Origin of the sequence: Enterococcus sp. MMGLQ5-1, assembly GCF_013155265.1 — a bacterium.
Classification (GTDB): domain Bacteria; phylum Bacillota; class Bacilli; order Lactobacillales; family Streptococcaceae; genus MMGLQ5-1.
In genome coordinates this window covers 43992-65815 of the sequence record NZ_JABJXU010000003.1, presented here as the reverse complement: position 1 = coordinate 65815, position 21824 = coordinate 43992, and the positions used below count along the sequence as shown (strand labels likewise).

Sequence of the window (21824 nt, the reverse complement as noted above, 5' to 3'; positions counted from 1 at the left end):
ATTTTAATCTTCAGTTTTCAATAACTTACTTTGCTTATGCTCCAGATAAAGCGTGTGACAGAATCGAATTAAGACCTTCGCCAAAGAGTAAATCGGAACACCTAAGAAAATACCAAGTAGACCAGCTAGCTTACCTGCAACTAGAAGAATAATAATAATGGTCATTGGATGAATTGCCAAGGTTTTTCCAATTACATTAGGGTAAATAATGTTACCGTCAATTTGTTGGACAATTAAGACAATTCCGATTGCGATTACCGTTTTAACTGGATCATCGAAAATAGTCACCAGCACTACAGGTAGCGCACCTAAATACGGTCCTAAATAGGGAATTAGGTTAGTCAAGCCACCAACTACAGCAAATAAGAAGGCATAGGGCAAGCCTAATAATAGGTAGCCAACAAGCAAACCAACGCCTACAAAAAGACATTCAATAGCCTGTCCACTAATATAGGTTGAAATAGTTTGGTTCATTTCTTTAAGTAGACCAATCACATCGTACTTATCCTCTTTTAAAAATTTTGACTTAATAAAAGGTAAAAATTTATCGCCATCCTTAAGCATATAAAATAATAAAAATGGCACGGTACCGATAATAAATACCGCCTTTGTTATCACACCAAAGATTGAATTAAAGGAAAGAGCCGTTTGATTTAATGCCGTTTTAACAATACTGCCATAAGAAATATCAGCTTTACTTAATAATTCTTCAAAATCAATATTCTTAAAAATTTGATAGCGCTGAAGCTCAATCACCCATTGTTCAACATCATTAAAATATTGTGGGACATTTTTAGCCAATTCAGTTATTTGTTCAATCAAGGACGGTAATAAATTCATTAAGCTAAAGACCATCACAAATATCAATAAAATAAAAACAATAATAATGCCTAATAAACGTGGTACCTTCAGCCTCTTATTTAAAAATATTAAAGCTGGATTTAAAACATAATATAAAAAACCAGCAATTAATAATGGTGCAAAAAGAGTTCCTATAAACACACCAATTGGCTGAAAAACAAAATCAATTTTACTCGATAAAAAAACTAATGCTGCCAAGACCAATAGCTGAACAGACCAAAAAAACATTCTTGATTTAAATAATGAATTCATTTTTCACCTCAAAATAATCATAAACCAACAGAAATAACTCAGTTTATTTAAAATAGCATAACTTTTAGTGGATTACCATTAATTCAATTAAAAACCAAATTAAATCATTAATTACTAATTCAAATTCTAATGTAGCTTATTTATTAGAATTTATTATCAGTCGTGAGTTGGATTTAATAACAACTAAATGATAATTCCTTTTCGCTCTAAATTTTCTAGACATTCCAGTAAGTATGCATGATTATGCTCTGGATAAATTGGATTAGTAATTCCTTCATCCTGTAATTGCAAATAGGGCTCACATTTCATCCCACGATATCGCATATCTAACCACTTCTCATCAGGCTTATAATTACGACGCGCCATCTCTTCCATTACAAGCTTATGATAATAAAACAGCTTATTTGGTGAATACTTAAATACATAGTTTACTGTACTGTGTTTTTTTCCCCAGCCGTTACCTCTTAAAGCACAACATTCACGATGCTGACCAAGAAGCTGGGCACGAGGTAATTTTCTGATTAATTCTTGATGCCAAAGTCTCAATTCTATTTTCACCCTTTTCGTTTATCATCTTCAATGATTACTAAGACAGTTATTAATCATTCTTTAATTGTAAGGTACCATCTTTCATCGTATATATTTTATCACAATAATCTATAAGTCTTAAGTCATGCGTAACCATGATAATTGCCTTGTTCTTTTCTTTCGCCTCTTTCGCCAGTAATTCAACTACCTCAAAGGCTTTTTCCGTGTCTAAGCTGGCTGTTGGCTCATCAGCCAAAATGATTGTTGGGTCATTATATAAGGCTCTAGCGATTGCAACTCGTTGGCGTTCACCGCCTGATAGCTCATCTGGATATTTATTTTCCAAATGTTGAATACCAAGCTGTTCTAGAAGGTTGCCACTATCAGAATTAGTTTTCCTTTTTAGGACATGGTCAACAAGCTGAAGTTGCTGCTTTACAGTCAAAAATGGCACTAAATTTGACGATTGTAAGATAAAGCCAATTTTATCAAAGCGTACTTTAGCACGCTGCTTTTCATTTTTGTGACTAAAATCGTATCCATCAATTAAAACCTCACCATCAGTTGGCGACTGCAAACCGCCAAGTATGGTTAAAAATGTACTTTTACCTGAGCCAGATGGGCCAATAACAGCAATTAGCTCTCCTTGCTCTGCTGAAAAGTTGGTTGTCTTTAATGCCATAATCGTTTCATCACCATCCTGAAACTTTTTAATGACTGCTTTCATTTCAATTGCACTCATCTTTATTCCTCCTATCCAATAGCTCTTAGCGGATCAATCTTAACGATCGAGCGAACTGAGAATATAGCCCCTAAAACTGAGACTATAATCATTAAAACACCAACCACGATAAAATAAATCGTGCTACTTTGAAAGGGCACAGCATTTGGTAAAAAAAATGCGGTGATTAGAGTCATTACTAAGCCAATTAGTACACCTAACAATGAGAGCAAAAAGGTCTGGACTATAACCGAACGGGCGATATAGCCACTTGAAATACCTTGTGCCTTCATCACACCAAATACTGGTGTTTTTTGCATTGTTAATACATAAATAAATATACCAATCACGACTGCTGCAATAACGACTAAAAAACCAATCATAAAACCGAAGGTTAAAACCTGTGCACTGTAGCCGGGTAATTCATTTATAAAATCCTTAATAGATAAATTAACCACCCCGGCTGGAGAATTATGAAGCTTTCCTTTAATCACAATCGCATTAATCTTTGGCTCGGCTTGATTAATTGCTATAGAAGCCCCATTGGCAATCTGATAGGTTTGAAACGACATATACAGGACTGGAGCTGTGTTATATTTCGCATTTTCAGTGAAGCCAACAATTTTTAGTGCTTGATCATTGGTCGCTGCTTTGATTGTATCACCTAACTGATAGCCATTTTCTGTTTTAAGACTACTATCAGCGACAACCTCTCTATCTGACTCAAACATTCTACCTGAGCTTATTTTTGGTGCTAAAAATTGATTTTGATCAATACCAAAAAAACTGACATTTTCCTTTTTAGCTTTGTCAGCCGAGCGATAAATGACCGCAGAAGCCTGACTCAATGCCGCTTTTTGTTTAGCCTCAGCCTGATTGAAGAGGTTGGCATCCAATTGAGAAGCGCCTAAATTGTCATTGGCAGCATCAGAAATTAAAATCCTATCTGCCTGCCAGTTATCAACTGCAGTCCTATTCTCTTGTGCTAAGCCATAGGATAGACCGCTTAAAAAAAAGACTAAATAGGCAATTAAAAAAATAACACCGACCACCAGACCATATCTTAGCCTAGCATGACGAATTTCGTTTAATGCAAGAAACATATTTTATCCTCCAAGTTAACTTTATGGTCGTCCTAAAAATCGGCTAATTCAATTAACCAGACATAGTTTAGTCTACAAATGACCCTTTAAAAAGAGCTTAAGCTTTAATTAATTTTCTGTCAAAGTAATGGCTCAGCTAGTTAAAGCCTCAATTAATAAATAAAAATTTTTAATCAATACTAATCATCATAGATTAGATTAAGGAGCTCATTTTATGGTATGATGGTCATAGTTTAGATTCTATAAAATAACTCGAAAGTTAAGTATTAAGGAGATAAAAATGTTACCAAATACTGGAGAACAAGTCATAAAATCACTGCCATATATAGGCATTATTCTTATTGTCATTGGCATTATGATTTATCAGAAAAGGAAGAAGTAATGTGAAGAAAAAAATACATATGTTTATTGGAACAATCGGGGCCGCAATTGGTATATTTGTTTTCATCGCTTATATTCCTCAGATAGTAGCCAACTTAAACGGACACAAAGGACAGCCTTGGCAGCCCTTGATTGCCGCAATTTCTTGTCTAATTTGGGTATTGTATGGCTTAACTAATGAACCAAAGCGAGATTATATCCTAATCGTTCCAAACAGCCTCGGTGTCATTCTAGGTACTATTACTTTTTTCACCTCATTTTTAAATATAATATTCATTTACAATACACGTCTTTTTTATTAGCATTAGAATGTATCGATAAATAAAAATTAAAATTCAGCAATTTTTAGCCACTGCCAGCTCAATTTAACCTTATATTATTTATCATTGAGATATATGATATGTTGCTTTTTTATAAGATGTACCTCAAAATAACAGGACTAGCAATGATTCAAACGCTCATTGCTAGTCCTTTAATATTAAATGTATTAATTAAACAATTCTTGACGATCTACTGAGGCTCTGATTTATTGATATTCGCTTGAAACCATTGCTCAAAAAGCTGAGGCCAAACAGCTGCTTGTGCATTGATATCCTTGGCTTGTCCAGCACTCTCCTGAGTTGCCAAGCTTAAGCCATGCTGACCGCTTGGAAAAATGTGAAGTGCAAAAGGAATATTGTGCTGACTCAATGCTTGACTAAACAATAAGCTGTTTTCTACTGGTACAGTTTGATCCGCCGCTGTATGCCAAATAAAGCAATTCGGAACAGCTGGCCCAACCTGTAATTCAAGTGATTGTTTTTTCTTTTCATTTTGCGTCAAATCTTTTCCCAATAGATTAATAAATGAAGCTTGATGACCAAAGATACCTGAGCTTATAACTGGGTATGCTAATAACAACCCATTAGGCTGCCATTGCCTTGAATCGCCACCCAGCTCACGTGCTAACCATGCATCCTGCCAAAAGACACCCAATGATGCCGCAAGATGACCGCCGGCAGAAAAACCAGCAACCATGATTTTATTCGGATTAATTTGCCATTTTTCTGCATTATTTCTTATCCTGCGAACTGACTCAGCCAATTCAGTTAAGGCGGCTGGATAACTACCCAGCTCGACAGTATAATGTAAAACAAATGCTTGAAAACCTAAGCTTAACATTTTAATGGCTACTACTTCCGCTTCTCTTTCTACAATTCTTTCATACCCGCCTCCCGGACAAATAATAATAGCTGGTCGCTCAGCAATACGATCAATTTGTGAAGAACAATTTATCAGATAAGCTTCAAGAACTGCCGTTTTCCCAATCTTAATTTTTAAATTTTTCATATTATGACCGTTATCCTTCCTCTTAAGACAAATAATAGATAGATATGACAATAAGATTTAACTCAAAGCTCAAATTAATTATTGGCTGAGCTTGCTGCTGTGCTTGCAATAATCGCGGCAGTAATAGCAGCCTGCTGAGCAATTATAATATTCGTAATTGTGGTCGTAATACTAGCAACTAAAACCCCATCATTCAATTCCTCGGCATAAACTGAAGCAACAATCGCCGTTGTAAATAGTAAGCCTGTTTGCTTATCAATTGAAAATAGACCAAAGGCCTTCTGCTGCCTCAAATAATTGTATGCCTCAACTAAATCATCAACTACAAGCTCATTGGGTAATCCAAGTAAGGCCAATACCGCTAAATTAGGTGCAGTGTATGATCTATCCATGCGCATTTTGTGATTAATAAAAGTCTCGTTTAAATCAGTAACCTTTATTAAAGCCTCTGAAGAAGTGCCGCTAATCATTAATATTTGTGAAATCGCTTGAACTGAATTTGCAGGAAATTGACCTTTTAAAGCCTGATAAATATTCTCTAATTCACGGCTACCTTCTTCCACATCAATTTTCGTAAGAGTCAGCATTACCGAATAAATAACATCATCACTGCCAGTTATAAACATATGTCTCGACTTCATTTGACTATAAAAATCATGCGCCTTCTTAGCAATGCTTTCAAAATCCTGTACCTGTGCCTGTGTTGCCATTAAATAAGCGGCAACCGTTAAATAATCAGATGTATAAAACTTAGCCTCCTTCAATGCGCTATACGCTGCTTGAACCTCTTTAAACAACCGTTCAGGCTGAGCTTGAAGTGCTAATAGACTAGCAATTGGTAATGTTAAATTCCCTCGAAAAGTTGAAAATAAGCCCGTATTTTGCTTCATAATATCACGACTTTGCTTAATAGCTACAGTATTTACAGCTAGTCCTTTTAAGGTAAATAGGAGTGCTGACATTTTTTTCGATAGGCTATCCTGCCAGGTGAATACTTGATTCACCTCGCTTGTATTACTGACAAATAAATCAATGCTTGATTTTATTTTTTGCTTCATTTACTTCTCCCTCATCCAATTAATCGTTTTAGTTTTAGTTTAATTTTAGCATAACCAAAAATTATATAATAATAGCTATTCATTTTAATTAAAATTCTTGCGGCTAATTTAAATCAAACTTATCATCAAAAAAGAAACGAGGCTGAGACATAAAATCCTTACCTCTTGCTGAATGTTCTTAATTTCCGGAGGACAGGGCGACAACTTCAATACCATAGGAAAATAAACAAATTTCCGAATATTGCCTAAAAAGCTGAAACGGCTTGCTTTGAAAGTTGAGCATAAGACTGGAAAATAGTAAAGGCATTCTTTGCCATGACGACTTACTCTCCGAGAATTTCAGAGTGAAATTTGAGGCAGTTAGTCGGCAAGGTATGCAATTGAACTTACTTTTATAAGCGACCAAGGAGAGCTTTAAAAGTTTAGTTCAATTGTTGCCATGAATTATTTTTTCAGCTTATGCCGATACTTTCAAGCCGTTGAAGCTAGATTGCCTAAAAAGCTGAAACGGGCTTGCTTTGAAAGTTGAGCATAAGACTGGAAAATAGTAAAGGCATTCTTTGCCATGACGACTTACTCTCCTCAAATTTCAGAGTGAAATTTGAGGCAGTTAGTCGGCAAGGTATGCAATTGAACTTACTTTTATAAGCGACCAAGGAGAGCTTTAAAAGTTTAGTTCAATTGTTGCCATGAATTATTTTTTCAGCTTATGCCGATACTTTCAAGCCGTTGAAGCTAGATTATCTAAAAGGCTGAAACGGCTCGTTCTGAAAGTTGAGCATAAGACTGGAAAATAATAAAGGCATTCTTTGCCTTGACGACTTACTCTCCGAGAATTTCAGAGTGAAATTTGAGGCAGTTAGTCGGCAAGGTATGCAATTGAACTTACTTTTATAAGCGACCAAGGAGAGCTTTAAAAGTTTAGTTCAATTGTTGCCATGAATTATTTTTTCAGCTTATGCCGATACTTTCAAGCCGTTGAAGCTAGATTATCTAAAAGGCTGGAACGGCTCGTTCTGAAAGTTGAGCATAAGACTGGAAAATAATAAAGGCATTCTTTGCCATGACGACTTACTCTCCGAGAATTTCAGAGTGAAATTTGAGGCAGTTAGTCGGCAAGGTATGCAATTGAACTTACTTTTATAAGCGACCAAAGAGAGCTTTAAAAGTTTAGTTCAATTGTTGCCATGAATTATTTTTTCAGCTTATGCCGATACTTTCAAGCCGTTGAAGCTAGATTGTCTAAAAGCGTAAGCATCTTGGTTTGACAGGCTTTCTCTCTCAAAACTGTTCAAATAGATACGTCATCCGGTCAGACAGAAAGCGTCTGACTGAATAAACGAATGACTCGTCTATTTTCACAGTTTTATTCAGAGATAGAAAGCACCTCGGTTGACAGGCTTTCTCTCTCAAAACTGTTCAAATAGATACGTCATCCGGTCAGACAGAAAGCGTCTGGCTGAATAAACGAATGATTCGTCTATTTTTCACAGCTTTAATCAGAGAGAAAAAGCACCTTGGTTTACGAGGCAATTTAGCACCTATTTCTTCTATGTCGTTAAACGGCTTTTCTTCCACTTTCTAGGCATTTATGAAAAAGATTAATGATTTGGAATGAGAGTACCATAGACTTTCTATCTTAAATAAAGTTTAAAGTAAAAAAAATATTCATGAACTTATCTTAATCCCTATACATTATCTATAAATGATTTTGCTCTTATAAACGTGAGCTGATTAAGGCTAAACGCTTTAAAAACTGTTTTCTCTTTTTTTCGTTCGACCCTCTAACAAAGGATAGAGTCGAGTGCTTATAGGTTGAAATACCACACATTTTCAAGATTTGCTTGCTTAAAATCCGTCCATAATCCTTTTGGAATAAGCTAGCATACAATAACGGGGAATCGTGAGTATTAATTATCCATGCCCTTTTATTTTTTAACAAACCAATTGGAATGAGTCCCTTATATTGATAGGCAAAGCCCTTCGCAAAAACTCGATCAATAAAGCCCTTCAAAATTGCCGGCATACTGCTCCACCAAATTGGATAAATAAAAATAATGAATTCTGACCATTCAATTGCTGCTCTATAATCACTCGTTTCCTGATCTAAATTCAAATTGCGTCGCTGATGCGTCCCATCAAAAAATAAAACTGGATTAAAATTTTCCTCATATAAATCAATTATTTTCAATTGATGCGCTGGATTAATGTTACTGATCACTGCTTCTTTAATGGCATGATTAAAGCCCTCGTGATTAGGGTAGGTATAGATTAATAAAATATTCATAATATATTTTTACTTCCTTTCTGAATTTATAATAATAATACTTTATAAAAAGGAAATATTAAAATCAGTATTCTGATATTTTAGTATTAATCACTTCCCCGTATAAATCTTTAAAGATTTCACTACGGAGCAAGTCGTCATTACCTTTATCACCTTTATTAACAATTGACGATAAATAATAAAGATTTGCCAACATATGTACAGCATGGTGCTTGGTAACAAGATCAATCCCTTCTGAAATTGTGCCATTAATACTCGCCCGATTTTCATTTAAGATGATTTGAGCCAAAGTCTTTAAATAAAAGATAACCGCCAAGTTTTCATCAAAGGGCCTGCTTTTAATTTGAGTAATTGCATATTCAAACAGCTTCTGAGAATCTCTAAGCTGCCGCTTTAGCGCATAGATAAAGCCCAAACTGGCATAAGCTAATAAGGCTAAGGATTCTGAGCTATCATTCATTTTATCCTCCGCCAAGGCCAGCTTTAAAAGCTGCTCTGTCTCCTGTAAATCCCTTTTCACATGAAAGGTTGCGCAGCCCAAATAATAATAATAATTACGATACTCATTTCTAGTCTCAAGTTGACTTATCACTGATTCTGATATCAAGAAATTATAAAGTGCTTCATAATGATGAGCATTACATAAATCAGCGACACTTTGATTGAATTCATTTATTTTAGAAATCGGATAATGATATTTTAAGGCAATCTGATTCAAATCAAGTGACAATCTCCTACAGAGCGCAATAAATAATTCAGCATTCGGTCTATACTGATTATTTTCGATTGCCGATAGCATTGATTGCGAACATAAATTTAAGCATAACTCCTTTTGTGTCAAGCGCTTTTGCTTTCGTGCTTGACTAATTAGCTTCCCGATTTTTATATTTTGCCTCAAGTTGTTTTCAACTCCAATTTGCTATTAATCATAAAGTTTTAGAATAAGGATATAATTTAAGGTATTAATAAATTCAAGCTTAATTATATATTAACGAATACCATAAAGCATAAATTTATAGAGTATTTTTAAAATTTCAGCAAAATAATTGCTATTCTAGCAGCAATATCGCAATTTAAGCAATAAAACAACTAATTCCATATTTAATAAGTCAAATACGTGATATTAATTTTTTTTTCTAAAAAAAAATAATTATATTTAAATTTTTTCTTTTGCGATATGTTATGTTGCTTTAGATAAATAAAAATGATAATTAATTTGGAGGAAAAATGCTCAAGCAGAAAAAAATTTTAACCTTAGCACTAATCACAATAATAAGTAATAGTCTGTTTTCGTTTGAAGCAAGCAGCAAAGCAGAGGATACATCAGTACCAGCTGAAAAATTAGATAGTACTAGCAATCAGTTCAAGCAAGCAGCAGAATTATCCTCAGTGAGCAATTTAAATGATGAAAATATTTCAAAATCAACAGAATCAGATTTGGTAGAAAGGCTAGCTGAACAACAAATTAATGCAACACAAGACGCTAAGGACAAAGAAGAAACAATCAGAGCATTGTCAACAGAAAACGATATCAGCTCATGGATGCCCGATTCCAATCTGCAAAAATTAGTGATGGAACAACTAGGTCTGAGCGAGCCAGCTCAAATAACTAAAGCACTTTTAGCAGGCAATTCGATAACTATTGCGGAGGAAAATAGTCTTTTTCCACTCATCAATGATTTCACAGGACTAGAGTATATTCAAGGCTTGTCAATCACAGCAGCAGGTGACTATTCCTTTGATCGATTCAATGCTTTAATGAGTGATGCTTTAAAAGCTAAAACATCCTTAATGTTTCATCAGGACTTAGCCAAAACCTTTCAAAACGGGATTCATTTTTCTGATTTAAATCAATACAGCTCTGTAAACATCGATCCACATAATACTTATCATACAGCTAAGGCATTTGCTTTAGATCAAAATAATTACAAAAATTTCTTTTTGTCGTTTGACGAAATTCAACTATTTAACGTCCCTGCCTTTAGCTATATTTACCAACAAACATTGGCAATCAATAATAAATATGTTAGCTATATAGCCGAAAAAAAGGATAATGGCATTGAATACACTTTGGATATGAGTAATTCTAGTCCTGATTTGACCTATGAGGCTCTTGCCGGTCACAGCCTTTCTAACTCTGAAGAAACGCTATATCCAGATGGTCCCTATACCCAATGTGCAATCGAATATGGCAATTCTGATTTTCCAAATGTAAGTGGCTATATCAATATCTGCTATTCCCTTACTTTTGCGCCCATCAAAGAAGAAACTAATTTAATTATCAAATATCAAGATAATGCCGGTAATCAAATTGCTGAAGATAAGATAATCAATGGTTATATCGGAGACAATTATGACGTTTCTACTGCGGCATATCAATTAAGTATTGATGGCTATACGCTAAAGGAAATCCCTGAAAATGCAAAGGGCAGCTTTACAGAACAACCTCAGACCATAATTTATATTTATACAAAAAATACTATTCCAGCCCAAGCTCATACTGTTCAATTTGATAGCAATGGTGGTAGCAAGGTAGATACGCAGCAAATTGAAGATCAGGCATTGCTCACAAAACCAACTAATCCAATTAAAGCAGGTTATCGCTTCAACAGTTGGTATCTTGATAAAGGCTTAACTGTCACCTATGATTTTAGTTCAGCTGTGACCAGTGACTTGATATTGTATGCTAAATGGGAAAAGGACACTGAGAATGTCGCAAATGCTGAAGACAATACTAAAGCGAAGCCATCAATTCAAAATGCAGGGACAATAAACAAAAAGCTTCCAAGCACTGGGGAGAATAAAAATACAATTGATACTGCTTTAGCTGGCATTTCATTAGTGATATTGGCTAGCTACTACTTAATTACCAAGAAAAGAAATGCGCTTAAACAAAATAGAAAATAATTAATTTAGACAAAAAAGAGCAAAAGATTGGTTCATATCCAAAATTTACAGTCTATAAATAATTGAGCAAATAAAAAAATTTCCAGTACATGCTGGAAATTTCAGAATGTAGACAAATGCCGAAATATAATCGAGCGTTTGTCTATATGATGTGGCAGCATGCTTAGTGCTGCTTTTTGTGTTGCTCAAGATTTGTCGTTTTATTGTGAGACCAGCATTGCTTCCGAGAAACAAGCCCAAATCCATATTATAGATTCAGTCCAATTTATTATGGTTCCAAAAAAGAGCAAGATTAGGCTGGAATTTTTTTAATTGGCTTGTTAGTATAGTTTAACAAAGAAGACCACACTATTTTCTCCATTTTATCACTATGCTACAAATGACTTCGGTGATATAATCGTAAGGAAAATATTTTCAGCTGTACGCTTGCTCCCCTTTTCCTAAAAAAATTCCTTTTTGCGAATAAAAGCTTTATTTTCATTTTATATTTATTACTAGGCCAAAAAAAAGACAAGCACAAGACTTGTCTTTTATCTATCGTTTTAGCTTGCTTTCTTTTCTGTCAAAAATGCAAGCATTTTCGACAGGGGTGAACGAAGTTGGCGAACTAGCCTATTTCGCACCTTTAGCTTGTGCCATGACTTCTTCGGCAAAGTTATCTTCTTTTTTCTCAATACCGTCGCCAACTTCAAAGCGGGTAAATGATTTGATTTCAGCATTAACGCCTTCTAAGAATTTGCCAACTGTTTTCTTGTCGTCTAATACGTAAAGTTGAGCCAACAAAGTATATTGTTGGTCAATTTGTGTATTGTCAACCACAAATTTTTCTAATTGTCCTGGAATAATTTTGTCCCAGATTTTTTCTGGCTTACCTTGTTCAGCTAATTCTTTTTCAAGATTTGCCTTAGTTTCAGCTAAAACTTCATCTGTTAATTGCAATTGAGAACCGTAAGTCGGAATACGTAATAAAGTCTTACCAGTACGTTTGCGATCTTCATTTTCAATTTCTTGGCTTGCTTTTAATGCAGTCACTTCTTTTTCGATAAATTCAGGTTCTAAATCAGTATATGAAAGCACTTGCGGCTTCATGGCAGCAATATGCATTGCTAAGCTTTTAGCTAAAGCTTCGTCGCCACCTTTAACGATTGTCACCACACCAATACGACCACCATTATGTTTATAGGTACCAAAGCTTTCATCATCAGCTTTTTCGATTACCGCAAAACGACGGAAAGCAATTTTTTCACCGATAACCTGTGTTGCATTAATATAAGCAGCTTCTAGGGTTTCACCATCAGCAGTTTTTAATGCTAATGCTGCTTCATTTGTTTCAGGCTTATTTTCAGCAATTAATTGAGCTGTTTCATTTACTAAATTCACAAACTGCTCATTTTTGGCAACGAAGTCTGTTTCCGAATTAATTTCAACAATTGCTGCTGTATTACCAGTAGCATAAATACCAGTCAAACCTTCGGCAGCAATTCGGTCAGATTTTTTAGCAGCAGTTGCCATACCCTTTTCACGTAAAAGATCGATTGCTTTATCCATATCGCCATCTACTTCAACTAATGCTTTTTTTGCATCCATCATGCCGACACCCGTACGGTCACGTAATTCTTTTACTTGTTTTGCTGTTACAGCCATTATTAAAAGCCTCCTATTAATATTAATTAATGTTATATTTTAAAAAAACAGCAACGGACACTTGCCTATTGCTGTTTCAATTTATTACTGAGCCAATTAACGCAATATTATGCGTTGTCGCCTTCAACAACTTCAACGATTTCTTCGATTGAAACGGCTTCTTGACCATCCTCAGCTACAAAGTCAGCAGCTTCGACTTGATCTTCACCTTGATTTCCTTCGATAAATGCATCAGCCATTTTCGCAGTAATTAATTTAACTGCACGAATTGCGTCATCGTTTGATGGAATTACAACATCAATTTCATCTGGATCAGAGTTAGTATCTACCATTGCTACGATTGGAATATTTAATTTATGTGCTTCTTGAACGGCAATTCTTTCCTTTTTAGGATCCACAATGTACATTACATCAGGAATTCTTGGCATTTCAGCAATACCACCTAAGAATTTTTCAAGACGTTCACGTTGTTTGTTTAGTAAAACAACTTCTTTTTTAGGAAGAACCTCAAAAGTGCCATCTTCTTCCATTTTATTAATTTGTTTTAAGCGGGCAATACGTTTTTGGATTGTATCCCAATTAGTCAATGTACCACCTAACCAACGATGATTAACATAGTATTGACCTGAACGGATTGCTTCTTCTTTAATTGCATCCTGCGCTTGCTTTTTAGTACCAACGAATAAAGCAATACCGCCTTCTTCTGCAACGTTTCTCATGTATTCGTAAGCTGCATCTACCAATTTAACTGTTTTTTGTAAATCGATAATGTAGATACCATTACGTTCTGTGAAGATATATTTCTTCATTTTCGGGTTCCAACGACGTGTTTGATGACCGAAGTGAACACCAGCTTCTAGTAATTGTTTCATTGAAATTACTGCCATGTTTTTGTTTCCACCTTTGTTTGTTTTTTCCTCGTCATTGTTTCAAGCTCGACCTAGCACCATCCCTGGCAACACTAGATAAATACGCAATGACTGTGGTTTATTGCCCTTAAGCAACGCTTATAATTTTACTTGAAGTGTCTAAAAAAGTCAAGATTTTTCTTTGAATAAAATTTAGGATATGGATACAGATAAATTCACTAAAAATTTGCTTAGCTTAATACTTGATATTCTCTTCTTTTCAAAACATTTTTTTAATTATGGCGGCTAAAAATCTACTTTAAATACAACTGATTAAGCTGCTTGACAGCCTTTATTAATAATTGAAATATATGATACAATATGAGTAATTTGCTTAAAAATTAAACAATTTACAACTTTAGGAGGCTTATATCTTTTGACAAATTTTGAAACCGTAATCAAAACGACTGAACAATTAACGCCATCAGAACTGATTAATCTGCTTAAGGAGCGCACCAAAGTTTTTGTCGTTGAACAAAATTGTCCCTATCAGGAGGTAGATGACAAGGATATTTCAGCAATCCATGTTTTCTTCAAAAATAAGAATCAAATTTTAGCTTATGCCAGAATTGTCCCCTTTAATCAAGAGTATATGAGCATTGGCCGTGTGCTCGTTGTCAAGGAGTATCGGCAGTTAAAATTAGGTCGCAAGCTCTTTGCCACCGCAATGGACGAAGTGACCAAACGTTTTCCAAAAAAAAGGGTGAAAATCCAAGCACAAAGCTATCTTGAAGCCTTTTATGCTTCCTTTGGCTTCAAGGCAGTCTCTGATTCCTACCTTGAGGATGGCATCCCACATCTAGATATGATACTTCAAAATAAATAAAAAGCTTTATAAATAAGCTACATCCGGGTAAATGCCAAAAGGGAGGTGAGACAAAAGTCCTACCTCCCTTTCATACTGTTCGTAATTTACGGGGGACAATGCGACAACGACTAGTCAACGCCTAAGCTGAAAACCTCTTAGGGGACGTTGCCATAAGCTTTTCCGTAAGTCGCTGAAATACTCGTTTAGCTTGAATGGGTTAAATCAGCTAGAAAAGTAGCGATACAAGTGCATGAATACAAAACTAGCTTGTGCGTACTTTTTCTCTAATTTCCTAAACGCTGGTCGCTGAAGCCAGATTATCTAAAATGCGTAAACGGCTCGTTCTGAAAGTTGAGCATAGGACTGGAAAATAGTAAAAGGCGTTCTTTGCCATGACGACTTACTCTCCGAGAATTTCAGAGTGAAATTTGAGGCAGTTAGTCGGCAAGGTATGCAATTGAACTTACTTTTATAAGCGACCAAGGAGAGCTTTAAAAGTTTAGTTCAATTGTTGCCATGAATTATTTTTTCAGCTTATGCCGATACTTTCAAGCCGTTGAAGCTAGATTATCTAAAATGCGTAAACGCATTGCTTTACCGAAATTTCTCTCTCAATACGGTTCAAATAAATACGTCATCCGGTCAGACAAAAAACATCTGACTGCATAAACGAATGACTCGTCTATTTTTCACAGTTTTAATCAGAGAGAGAAAGTACCTTTTTACGTTGCTAAACGTCTTTTGTCCCACCTCCTTAGGAAATAATTCAGTTTATTTTACTAACAATTATTAATTTAAATCTTCAGCTAATTTAGCTTAAATATAATTGAAAAATGCTCTTGGCAATTCAAACCATTCAAACTTTTGATTGCCAAGCTCTGTTGACCAGACTTGCGGTAGCCTATCAGCCTCCCAATTAAGTGGTATTGCGGACTTACTAATCTTTAATGCATTTTCAATCGCTAATTTTAAATCATTAATCTGCTGTGTATCTAATTTCGATGGATCGCACGAGATAAACAATGGGGTGCCACTCGTTGACAGGCAATCTAACCACTTTTTATTATCCTGCCAGCTAATATCTTCTGTAATACCAACACAGTCTGCATCAGATAAATAAAATATTCGGTGTTGAGGCATTCTAAATGCAAGTGTATTAACGCCCATTTTTCGAGTTCGATTAAAATCCTTACCACTCGTATCATCACCTGTACGCATAATTTCAAAAATCTCTGCTGAAAGATGACTAATGGTATTACAGCCCATGATTATTGTCGAGCCAGCGGCATTTTTAATGACATCATAAAAATGATTAATAATTTCAGCAGTTGTTTTAGTTTTATCATAAAAATGAATTACTTGCTGCTGATAGTTTAAATCCATCTCTCTACCCCAACAACCGAAAATATCATAAGTCGTAAAATCATGTTTGATTAATTCATAACCCCATTCAGAAATTCGCTTAACATCTTTGGCTACTTTTTCTAAAACATCTGGATGACTGATATCCAGAATCACTTCTTGATTCGCTTGATGATGCAATATTTGTGCCTCTGGCATAGCTTCTTTTGTCAGTAATGGTCGAAACCAAATACCTGTTCTGGCACCACGCGCATGGATTTTTTCTGCTAAGTCTGCCATATTAACAAATTTATCATTAGAATCTGACCACGGACCACCATTATACTGACTAGAATGTGCAACCTGCCAGCCATCATCAACAACTACCCAAGGTTTAACCTGCTCTGACGCTGGCCAGATTGATTTGATAAAATCTGTACTCTCTAGGATTAACTGCTCGGAATTATTACCATACGCTTGGTACCAATCGTTATAGCCAATAATTGTTTCATTATAGCTCACATTTTGATGAACCATCTTTTGACAAAAATCGCTAACTGCTTCATAGGAAGCTTTTTGATAATCTGAAATGACGATCGTGCAAGCCTCTAATGTCCGACCGGCTAAAACGAGTGGTTCGCTACCATTTCTAATGTCTAGCCATAAATCAATACTCTGTGCGCAAACAGTCCAAGCGCAAAGTGCATTTGGTCTTGTCTTAACGCCATAACAATGACTGGCTTCTGCTGTACTAGCGCAAAAATACCAATGAAAAATTTTTTCAGAATCAATTTTAGCAAATGCTAAATCGCCATACGCTCTTTCAAACGCATCCCCCATCAGATTAGCTTGATTAGGTAAACGGTTTACCCAACCAATTTGAAGGCGACTAATCGCGCTTGTCTGGGCAGATATTTCAACCTCTAGCTCAGCTGATTGACCCTTCAGCGCAACTTGAATATCTTGTAAAATCCAACAACTTGCTTTTTCTTCCTTGAGTTCAAACCAACCTTCATTTGTCTGGACACGAATATAAGCTATTGACACCTCTATCATCCTCCTTTTTACTATTAATAATATTTAAATGTTATTTATAATTACTATTTTCAACTACAAGCACATTCATCGGGCGACATCTTCACTTGATTTGGTCATAAACTCAAGCACCTCTAGCTCGGAAAATGAATTACAGTCCCCTTTTACTGAATGCTTAAGAACTGTAGCCGCAGTAGCGAATTCAATCGTCAGCTGATCCGGCCATGTCGATAATATACCGTGTAAAATACCTGCTGCAAATGCATCACCACCACCAATGCGATCAACAATTGGATTTATTAAATATTTCTTCGCACTTTTTAGATTACCTTGATGGTAAATGAAGCCTTGGAGACTATTTTGTGATGCTGATTGACTCTCTCGCTGCGTTGAGAAAAAGTATTCAATATTAGGATATTTTTGATAAATCCGTTGATAGCAAATTTCTAAAGGCACTGTTTCAGTTTCAGCCAAAACATTTAATAAAAAACGTGCATCTAATTGACCTGCAGAGCAATAATCAACAAAGGGTAAAATCCTTTGAATCACTATGGCTGCCTTTTCTTGTGACCAAAGCTTGCTCCGATAATTAATATCAAAGCTAATCTTACAGCCCGCCTTTTTCGCTTGCTTAATCAAATCAAGTGCCACTTTTTCTAAGGCTGGTGACAACGCCAAGGTAATGCCAGAGAGATGGAAAATATCGACATCTACAAATATATCCGATTCTCGCCATACATTCTCACTAATTTCGGCAAAGCTAGAGGCCATCCGATCATAAATGACTTGGCTTGAGCGATTGCCAATACCAGCTTCTAAATAATAAGTGCCAATACGATTACCTGTCATCATAATTGCTGATGTATCTACCTGATTGCGCCGAAGATGAGCCAAAGCTCCTACTCCTAACAAATTATCAGGTAATTGGCTAATAAATTTCACTTGATGCCCAAAATGAGCCAAAGAAATGGCAACATTTGCCTCACCCCCACCATAGTTAACAGCCAAGTCATGCGCATCTGCCAAACGAATCCCTTTTTCAGTAGAAAGCCTTAATAAAAGTTCACCAAAAGTAACAATTTTCATCATTTTACCTCGCAATCAAGGCATATTGCTCAGCGAATTGCTTAGCAACGGCTTTAGTATAAGCGATGTCATCTGGTTTTTGGTGGTTCACTAAATCACTACCAATCCCAACTGCAACCGCACCCGCTTTAAACCATTCCGACATATTATCAAGAGTGACACCACCCGTTGGCATCACATTTAGCTGCGGCATTGGGGCTTTAAATGCTTTAATTATATTAGGCTGATATAAATTACTTGGAAACAGTTTAATAATATCAACACCAGAGGAAAGAGCGGTATGCGCTTCAGTGATTGTCATGCAGCCTGGTAGATAAGGTATTTGATAAGCATTGCATAATGTGGCAATTTCTGCTTTGAAAAATGGACTGACAATAAATTGAGCACCTGCTAGAATCGCTAGTCTCGCCGTTACTTCATCTAAAACAGTGCCAGCACCGACAACAACCCTAGGGGCTTCTTTGTATTGATTGACAAGCTCTTTAATCGCCAAGTCCGCTTCTGGTACGGTGAAAGTTAGTTCAATACCTGTAATACCACCAGCAACTGCCGCTTCACTAATCCTTATCGCCTCTGCTTTTGAATCACCACGAATGACCGCAATCAAGCCAATTTCTTTTATTTTTTCTAAGACGTCAATTTTTTTCATTAATTAAGTTCACTTCCAAATCCTGAACGCTCTCATCACGTTATATACAATCATTTTAGTTATGTTAAGCACTCTTATTTATTAATACGAATATCGAAATAATCCATTACCGCTTCACAATACATCATATTCGCCCATGAAAACCACTCTCTCGTAAATTGAGTCGGATCATTAACATCAAAGCTTTCGTGCATTAGGTGCGTGCCAGCGTCTGTTACAATTAACTGATCGATAATTGTCGCTTTTTCAGTTGATTTGGTTGCGGTCAAGCCTGTCATTGCCATCGCAATTGGCCAAGCATAATTATCTGGGGTATGTGATGACCCAATACCCTGTGCGTATTTTCCAGTATAATAGTATGGATTTTCCTGACTTAATAATGTTGCTCTTGTCGCTTGATAAATGTCATTATCACTTGGGATATAGCCCAAATAGGGTGCCGAAATTAAGTTAGGTACATTACTATCATCCATTACCGTGGCATGACCTAATCCGTCCACCTCATAAGCAAAAATTGTTTTTCCAGCAGCATTTCTGGTCATGCCATGCTTAAGAATACCTTCATTAACCTCTTCTTTTAACTGAGAGGCTCTAGCTGCTAATTCTGCTTCTTGCAAAATCGTAGTGAAAATTTCTTCCAAATAGCCTAAGACAACTACTGCAAACATATTTGAAGGCACTAAATAGCCGTATTGACAGGCATCATCACTCGGTCTAAAGCCTGACCAAATCATTCCTGTATAACCAACAGGATTACCCAAGCCATCATTTGGTAAGGTATCTTCTTGTCGCTTGGTCGCACGAATAAACCGATACTCAGATTGCGCATGATTTTGCTCAATTTTAAAAACGTCAAGTATTTTTTGAACACCACTTATAAATTGGTAATCAAATTGGTCTGTTCGACCAGTATTTTTATAGAGCAAATAAGCCAATTGAATCGGGTAACAAAGCGAATCAATTTCAAACTTTCTTTCCCAAATCCAACCGTTCATCGCTGTTTGGTCATCTTGATGTCCTGCGCCATTATCAGCTTCATTAAAGGCATTCGCGTATGGATCGATATTAATATAGAAAAATTGTTTTTTAACTAAACCACAAATCATATCTGCTAAGTCTGAATCATCCTTGGCAATCACCAAATAGGGTCTAACCTGTGCCGTTGAATCCCTCAGCCACATTGCTGGAATGTCACCAGTCAATAAAAAAGTTGTCCCATCATCATGACGTTTAACGGTAGTCAATAGGGTGTTGGCAAAGGCAAAGTTAAAATTTTCAGCCCAATCTGGATGCGTTTCACTGCATTTTTGGGTAATGTCGGCCATGAAGGCTTGTACCGATTGTGGTATTTCTTGATAAGTCATTTTCCCTCCTGCTCGTTTAAAAAGCCTGATTATATTTATGATGAAATAAGCATAGCCAACAAGTCACCAGCACTTTAGACATTGACCAGCCTTTAATTTATTTCCCATTTATTAAATAAATAATATCAATTTAGCTCAGACTAATCTCTCAATTTAAATCTAACATTCAATGTTAAAATATGATTTTGCATTTTTATATGAAATTTGTGCAACAATTTGACCAAGAAAGTCCAAATCATCGGTCAATTGCCCATCTTCAACCCATTCACTAATCAATTGACATAAAATACGTCGGAAATATTCATGACGTGGATATGATAGGAAGCTTCGTGAGTCAGTCAGCATACCGACAAAATTAGCAAGAATGCTACCTTCTGCGATAGTTGTTAGCTGATGACGCATACCAGAATAGGTATCATTAAACCACCATGCCGAGCCAAATTGAATTTTGCCCTTGACATCTGCCTGAAAACAGCCCATTAAGGAAACAATAGGGATATAATCATTTGGATTTAAGGAATAGAGGATTGTTTTCGGCAGCTGATTTTCCGTGTTGAGTAAATCAAACAACTGACCTAAGCCGGCTTGAATTTGGTTGTCAAGCATTGCATCGCCACCACTATCAGCGCCACTAGCTTCAAATAGCTTTCGATTATTATTGCGAGAAACCATTAAATGCATTTGCGCCACCCAATTTTCCTTGGCATAGCATTTCATCAATTCTACAAGCATGCCAAATTGAAACTCATTAATCTCAGCTGGACTGAGCTGTTTTCGGTTCAGCCGTTTGCTAAAAATTGTTGCCATTCGATTGGCATCTGGTCGATTATTTATCGATAAAGTTGATAAGCTTTGATCAGATAAACGGCAGCCCAGCTGAGCAAAATAGGTAATTCGTGCTTTAATTGCCAAAATAAAGTCTTGATAGCTACCAATCGTTTGCTGAGTTGTCTGAGTCAATTTTTCCAAATAGCTAGTAAAGCTCGCAGCCTCAATATGAATCAGTTGATCTGCTCTAAAGGTCGGTAGGACTTTAAATGCTGCATTATCCTGCAGCTTTTTGTGATATGCCAGTGAATCAATCGGATCATCGGTCGTACAGATTACTTTGACCTTAAATCGTTTAATCAAATTTTGCACACGCATCTCTGGTAGCTTCAATCTAGCGTTGGCCTTTTCCCAAATCAAAGGTGCATTTTCACGCGTCAATAGCTCATCTATCTCAAAAATACGGCGTAATTCTAAATTAGTCCAAACATAAAGCGGGTTACCGATACACTGCTCAATCGTACTGGCCCACGCTAAGAATTTTTCATAGTCATCGCCATCACCAGTAATCAATCGTTCTGGCACACCATTTGCTCGCATCAAGCGCCATTTATAATGATCACCAGAGAGCCAAGCCTGCGTAATATTTTCAAAATTTTGATTTTCATAAATTTCTTTTGGATTGAGATGACAATGATAATCATAAATTGGCATCTTACTGGCATATTCATGATAAAGCTTTTGCGCAATCTGATTTTTTAAAACAAAGTTATCATTTAAAAACATGTATATCC

At 36.0% G+C, this 21824-nt stretch carries 19 protein-coding genes; 4 read left to right on the top strand and 15 right to left on the bottom strand.

Features of this window, described 5'->3' with window-relative positions; genetic code table 11:
* Window positions 1-3 precede the first annotated feature (3 nt).
* The 4 genes from HOY35_RS04610 to HOY35_RS04595 form a co-directional block, all read right to left on the bottom strand.
* Window positions 4-1113, bottom strand: coding sequence for an AI-2E family transporter (locus HOY35_RS04610; protein ID WP_172213058.1), 1110 nt, complete (start codon window positions 1111-1113; stop codon window positions 4-6).
* Window positions 1114-1296: 183 nt separating this feature from the next.
* The gene (locus HOY35_RS04605; RefSeq protein ID WP_172213060.1) at window positions 1297-1659 is read right to left on the bottom strand and encodes a TIGR02328 family protein; all 363 of its coding nucleotides are present in this window, start codon (window positions 1657-1659) and stop codon (window positions 1297-1299) included.
* A 52-nt stretch (window positions 1660-1711) separates the two neighbouring features.
* Window positions 1712-2383 carry an ABC transporter ATP-binding protein gene (locus HOY35_RS04600; RefSeq protein WP_172213062.1) on the bottom strand — a complete coding sequence of 224 codons (672 nt, stop codon included), beginning with the start codon at window positions 2381-2383 and terminating at the stop codon, window positions 1712-1714.
* Between the two features lie 11 nt (window positions 2384-2394).
* On the bottom strand, window positions 2395-3465 hold the full coding sequence (locus HOY35_RS04595; protein WP_172213064.1) for an ABC transporter permease: 1071 nt from the start codon (window positions 3463-3465) through the stop codon (window positions 2395-2397).
* 280 nt (window positions 3466-3745) lie between these two features.
* Between HOY35_RS04595 and HOY35_RS13660 the strand changes: the two genes are divergently transcribed.
* A complete protein-coding gene (locus HOY35_RS13660; protein ID WP_172213066.1) occupies window positions 3746-3847 on the top strand; it encodes an LPXTG cell wall anchor domain-containing protein in 102 nt (33 codons plus the stop codon).
* Window positions 3848-3866: 19 nt separating this feature from the next.
* Entirely contained in the window at window positions 3867-4148 is a 282-nt protein-coding gene (locus tag HOY35_RS04585) for a SemiSWEET family transporter (RefSeq protein WP_172213092.1), read from the top strand.
* A gap of 208 nt (window positions 4149-4356) precedes the next feature.
* On the opposite strand, the gene HOY35_RS04580 is transcribed toward HOY35_RS04585, so the two are convergent.
* The 4 genes from HOY35_RS04580 to HOY35_RS04565 all read right to left on the bottom strand — a co-directional run bounded on the left by HOY35_RS04580 (window position 4357) and on the right by HOY35_RS04565 (window position 9418).
* Window positions 4357-5175, bottom strand: a complete 819-nt coding sequence (locus HOY35_RS04580; protein WP_172213068.1) for an alpha/beta hydrolase — start codon at window positions 5173-5175, stop codon at window positions 4357-4359.
* A 74-nt stretch (window positions 5176-5249) separates the two neighbouring features.
* Window positions 5250-6233: a DUF4003 family protein gene (locus tag HOY35_RS04575; RefSeq protein WP_172213070.1), complete on the bottom strand. Its 984-nt coding sequence runs from the start codon at window positions 6231-6233 to the stop codon at window positions 5250-5252.
* Between the two features lie 1717 nt (window positions 6234-7950).
* Window positions 7951-8520: an NAD(P)H-dependent oxidoreductase gene (locus HOY35_RS04570; RefSeq protein ID WP_172213883.1), complete on the bottom strand. Its 570-nt coding sequence runs from the start codon at window positions 8518-8520 to the stop codon at window positions 7951-7953.
* A gap of 64 nt (window positions 8521-8584) precedes the next feature.
* Window positions 8585-9418 carry a helix-turn-helix domain-containing protein gene (locus HOY35_RS04565; RefSeq protein ID WP_172213885.1) on the bottom strand — a complete coding sequence of 278 codons (834 nt, stop codon included), beginning with the start codon at window positions 9416-9418 and terminating at the stop codon, window positions 8585-8587.
* A gap of 329 nt (window positions 9419-9747) precedes the next feature.
* On the opposite strand from HOY35_RS04565, the gene HOY35_RS04560 reads away from it, so the two are divergent.
* Window positions 9748-11427, top strand: coding sequence for an InlB B-repeat-containing protein (locus HOY35_RS04560; protein WP_172213887.1), 1680 nt, complete (start codon window positions 9748-9750; stop codon window positions 11425-11427).
* A 612-nt stretch (window positions 11428-12039) separates the two neighbouring features.
* Here HOY35_RS04560 and tsf read toward each other — a convergent pair.
* Window positions 12040-13074, bottom strand: a complete 1035-nt coding sequence (gene tsf, locus HOY35_RS04555; protein ID WP_172213976.1) for a translation elongation factor Ts — start codon at window positions 13072-13074, stop codon at window positions 12040-12042.
* 104 nt (window positions 13075-13178) lie between these two features.
* Window positions 13179-13958: a 30S ribosomal protein S2 gene (gene rpsB, locus HOY35_RS04550; RefSeq protein ID WP_172213889.1), complete on the bottom strand. Its 780-nt coding sequence runs from the start codon at window positions 13956-13958 to the stop codon at window positions 13179-13181.
* A gap of 397 nt (window positions 13959-14355) precedes the next feature.
* On the opposite strand from rpsB, the gene HOY35_RS04545 reads away from it, so the two are divergent.
* Window positions 14356-14805 (top strand): GNAT family N-acetyltransferase, encoded by a 450-nt coding sequence (locus HOY35_RS04545; RefSeq protein WP_172213891.1) that lies wholly within the window; start codon window positions 14356-14358, stop codon window positions 14803-14805.
* Window positions 14806-15603: 798 nt separating this feature from the next.
* On the opposite strand, the gene HOY35_RS04540 is transcribed toward HOY35_RS04545, so the two are convergent.
* From HOY35_RS04540 to uxaC, 5 genes are all read right to left on the bottom strand, one after another.
* The gene (locus HOY35_RS04540) at window positions 15604-17175 is read right to left on the bottom strand and encodes an alpha-galactosidase (RefSeq protein ID WP_172213893.1); all 1572 of its coding nucleotides are present in this window, start codon (window positions 17173-17175) and stop codon (window positions 15604-15606) included.
* Between the two features lie 75 nt (window positions 17176-17250).
* Complete coding sequence (locus tag HOY35_RS04535; protein ID WP_172213894.1) at window positions 17251-18252, bottom strand: sugar kinase; 1002 nt, start codon at window positions 18250-18252, stop codon at window positions 17251-17253.
* 1 nt (window position 18253) lies between these two features.
* Window positions 18254-18898 (bottom strand): bifunctional 2-keto-4-hydroxyglutarate aldolase/2-keto-3-deoxy-6-phosphogluconate aldolase, encoded by a 645-nt coding sequence (locus tag HOY35_RS04530; RefSeq protein ID WP_172213896.1) that lies wholly within the window; start codon window positions 18896-18898, stop codon window positions 18254-18256.
* A gap of 74 nt (window positions 18899-18972) precedes the next feature.
* On the bottom strand, window positions 18973-20262 hold the full coding sequence (locus HOY35_RS04525) for a glycoside hydrolase family 125 protein (RefSeq protein ID WP_172213898.1): 1290 nt from the start codon (window positions 20260-20262) through the stop codon (window positions 18973-18975).
* A gap of 159 nt (window positions 20263-20421) precedes the next feature.
* On the bottom strand, window positions 20422-21816 hold the full coding sequence (gene uxaC / locus HOY35_RS04520) for a glucuronate isomerase (RefSeq protein WP_172213907.1): 1395 nt from the start codon (window positions 21814-21816) through the stop codon (window positions 20422-20424).
* Window positions 21817-21824 lie beyond the last annotated feature (8 nt).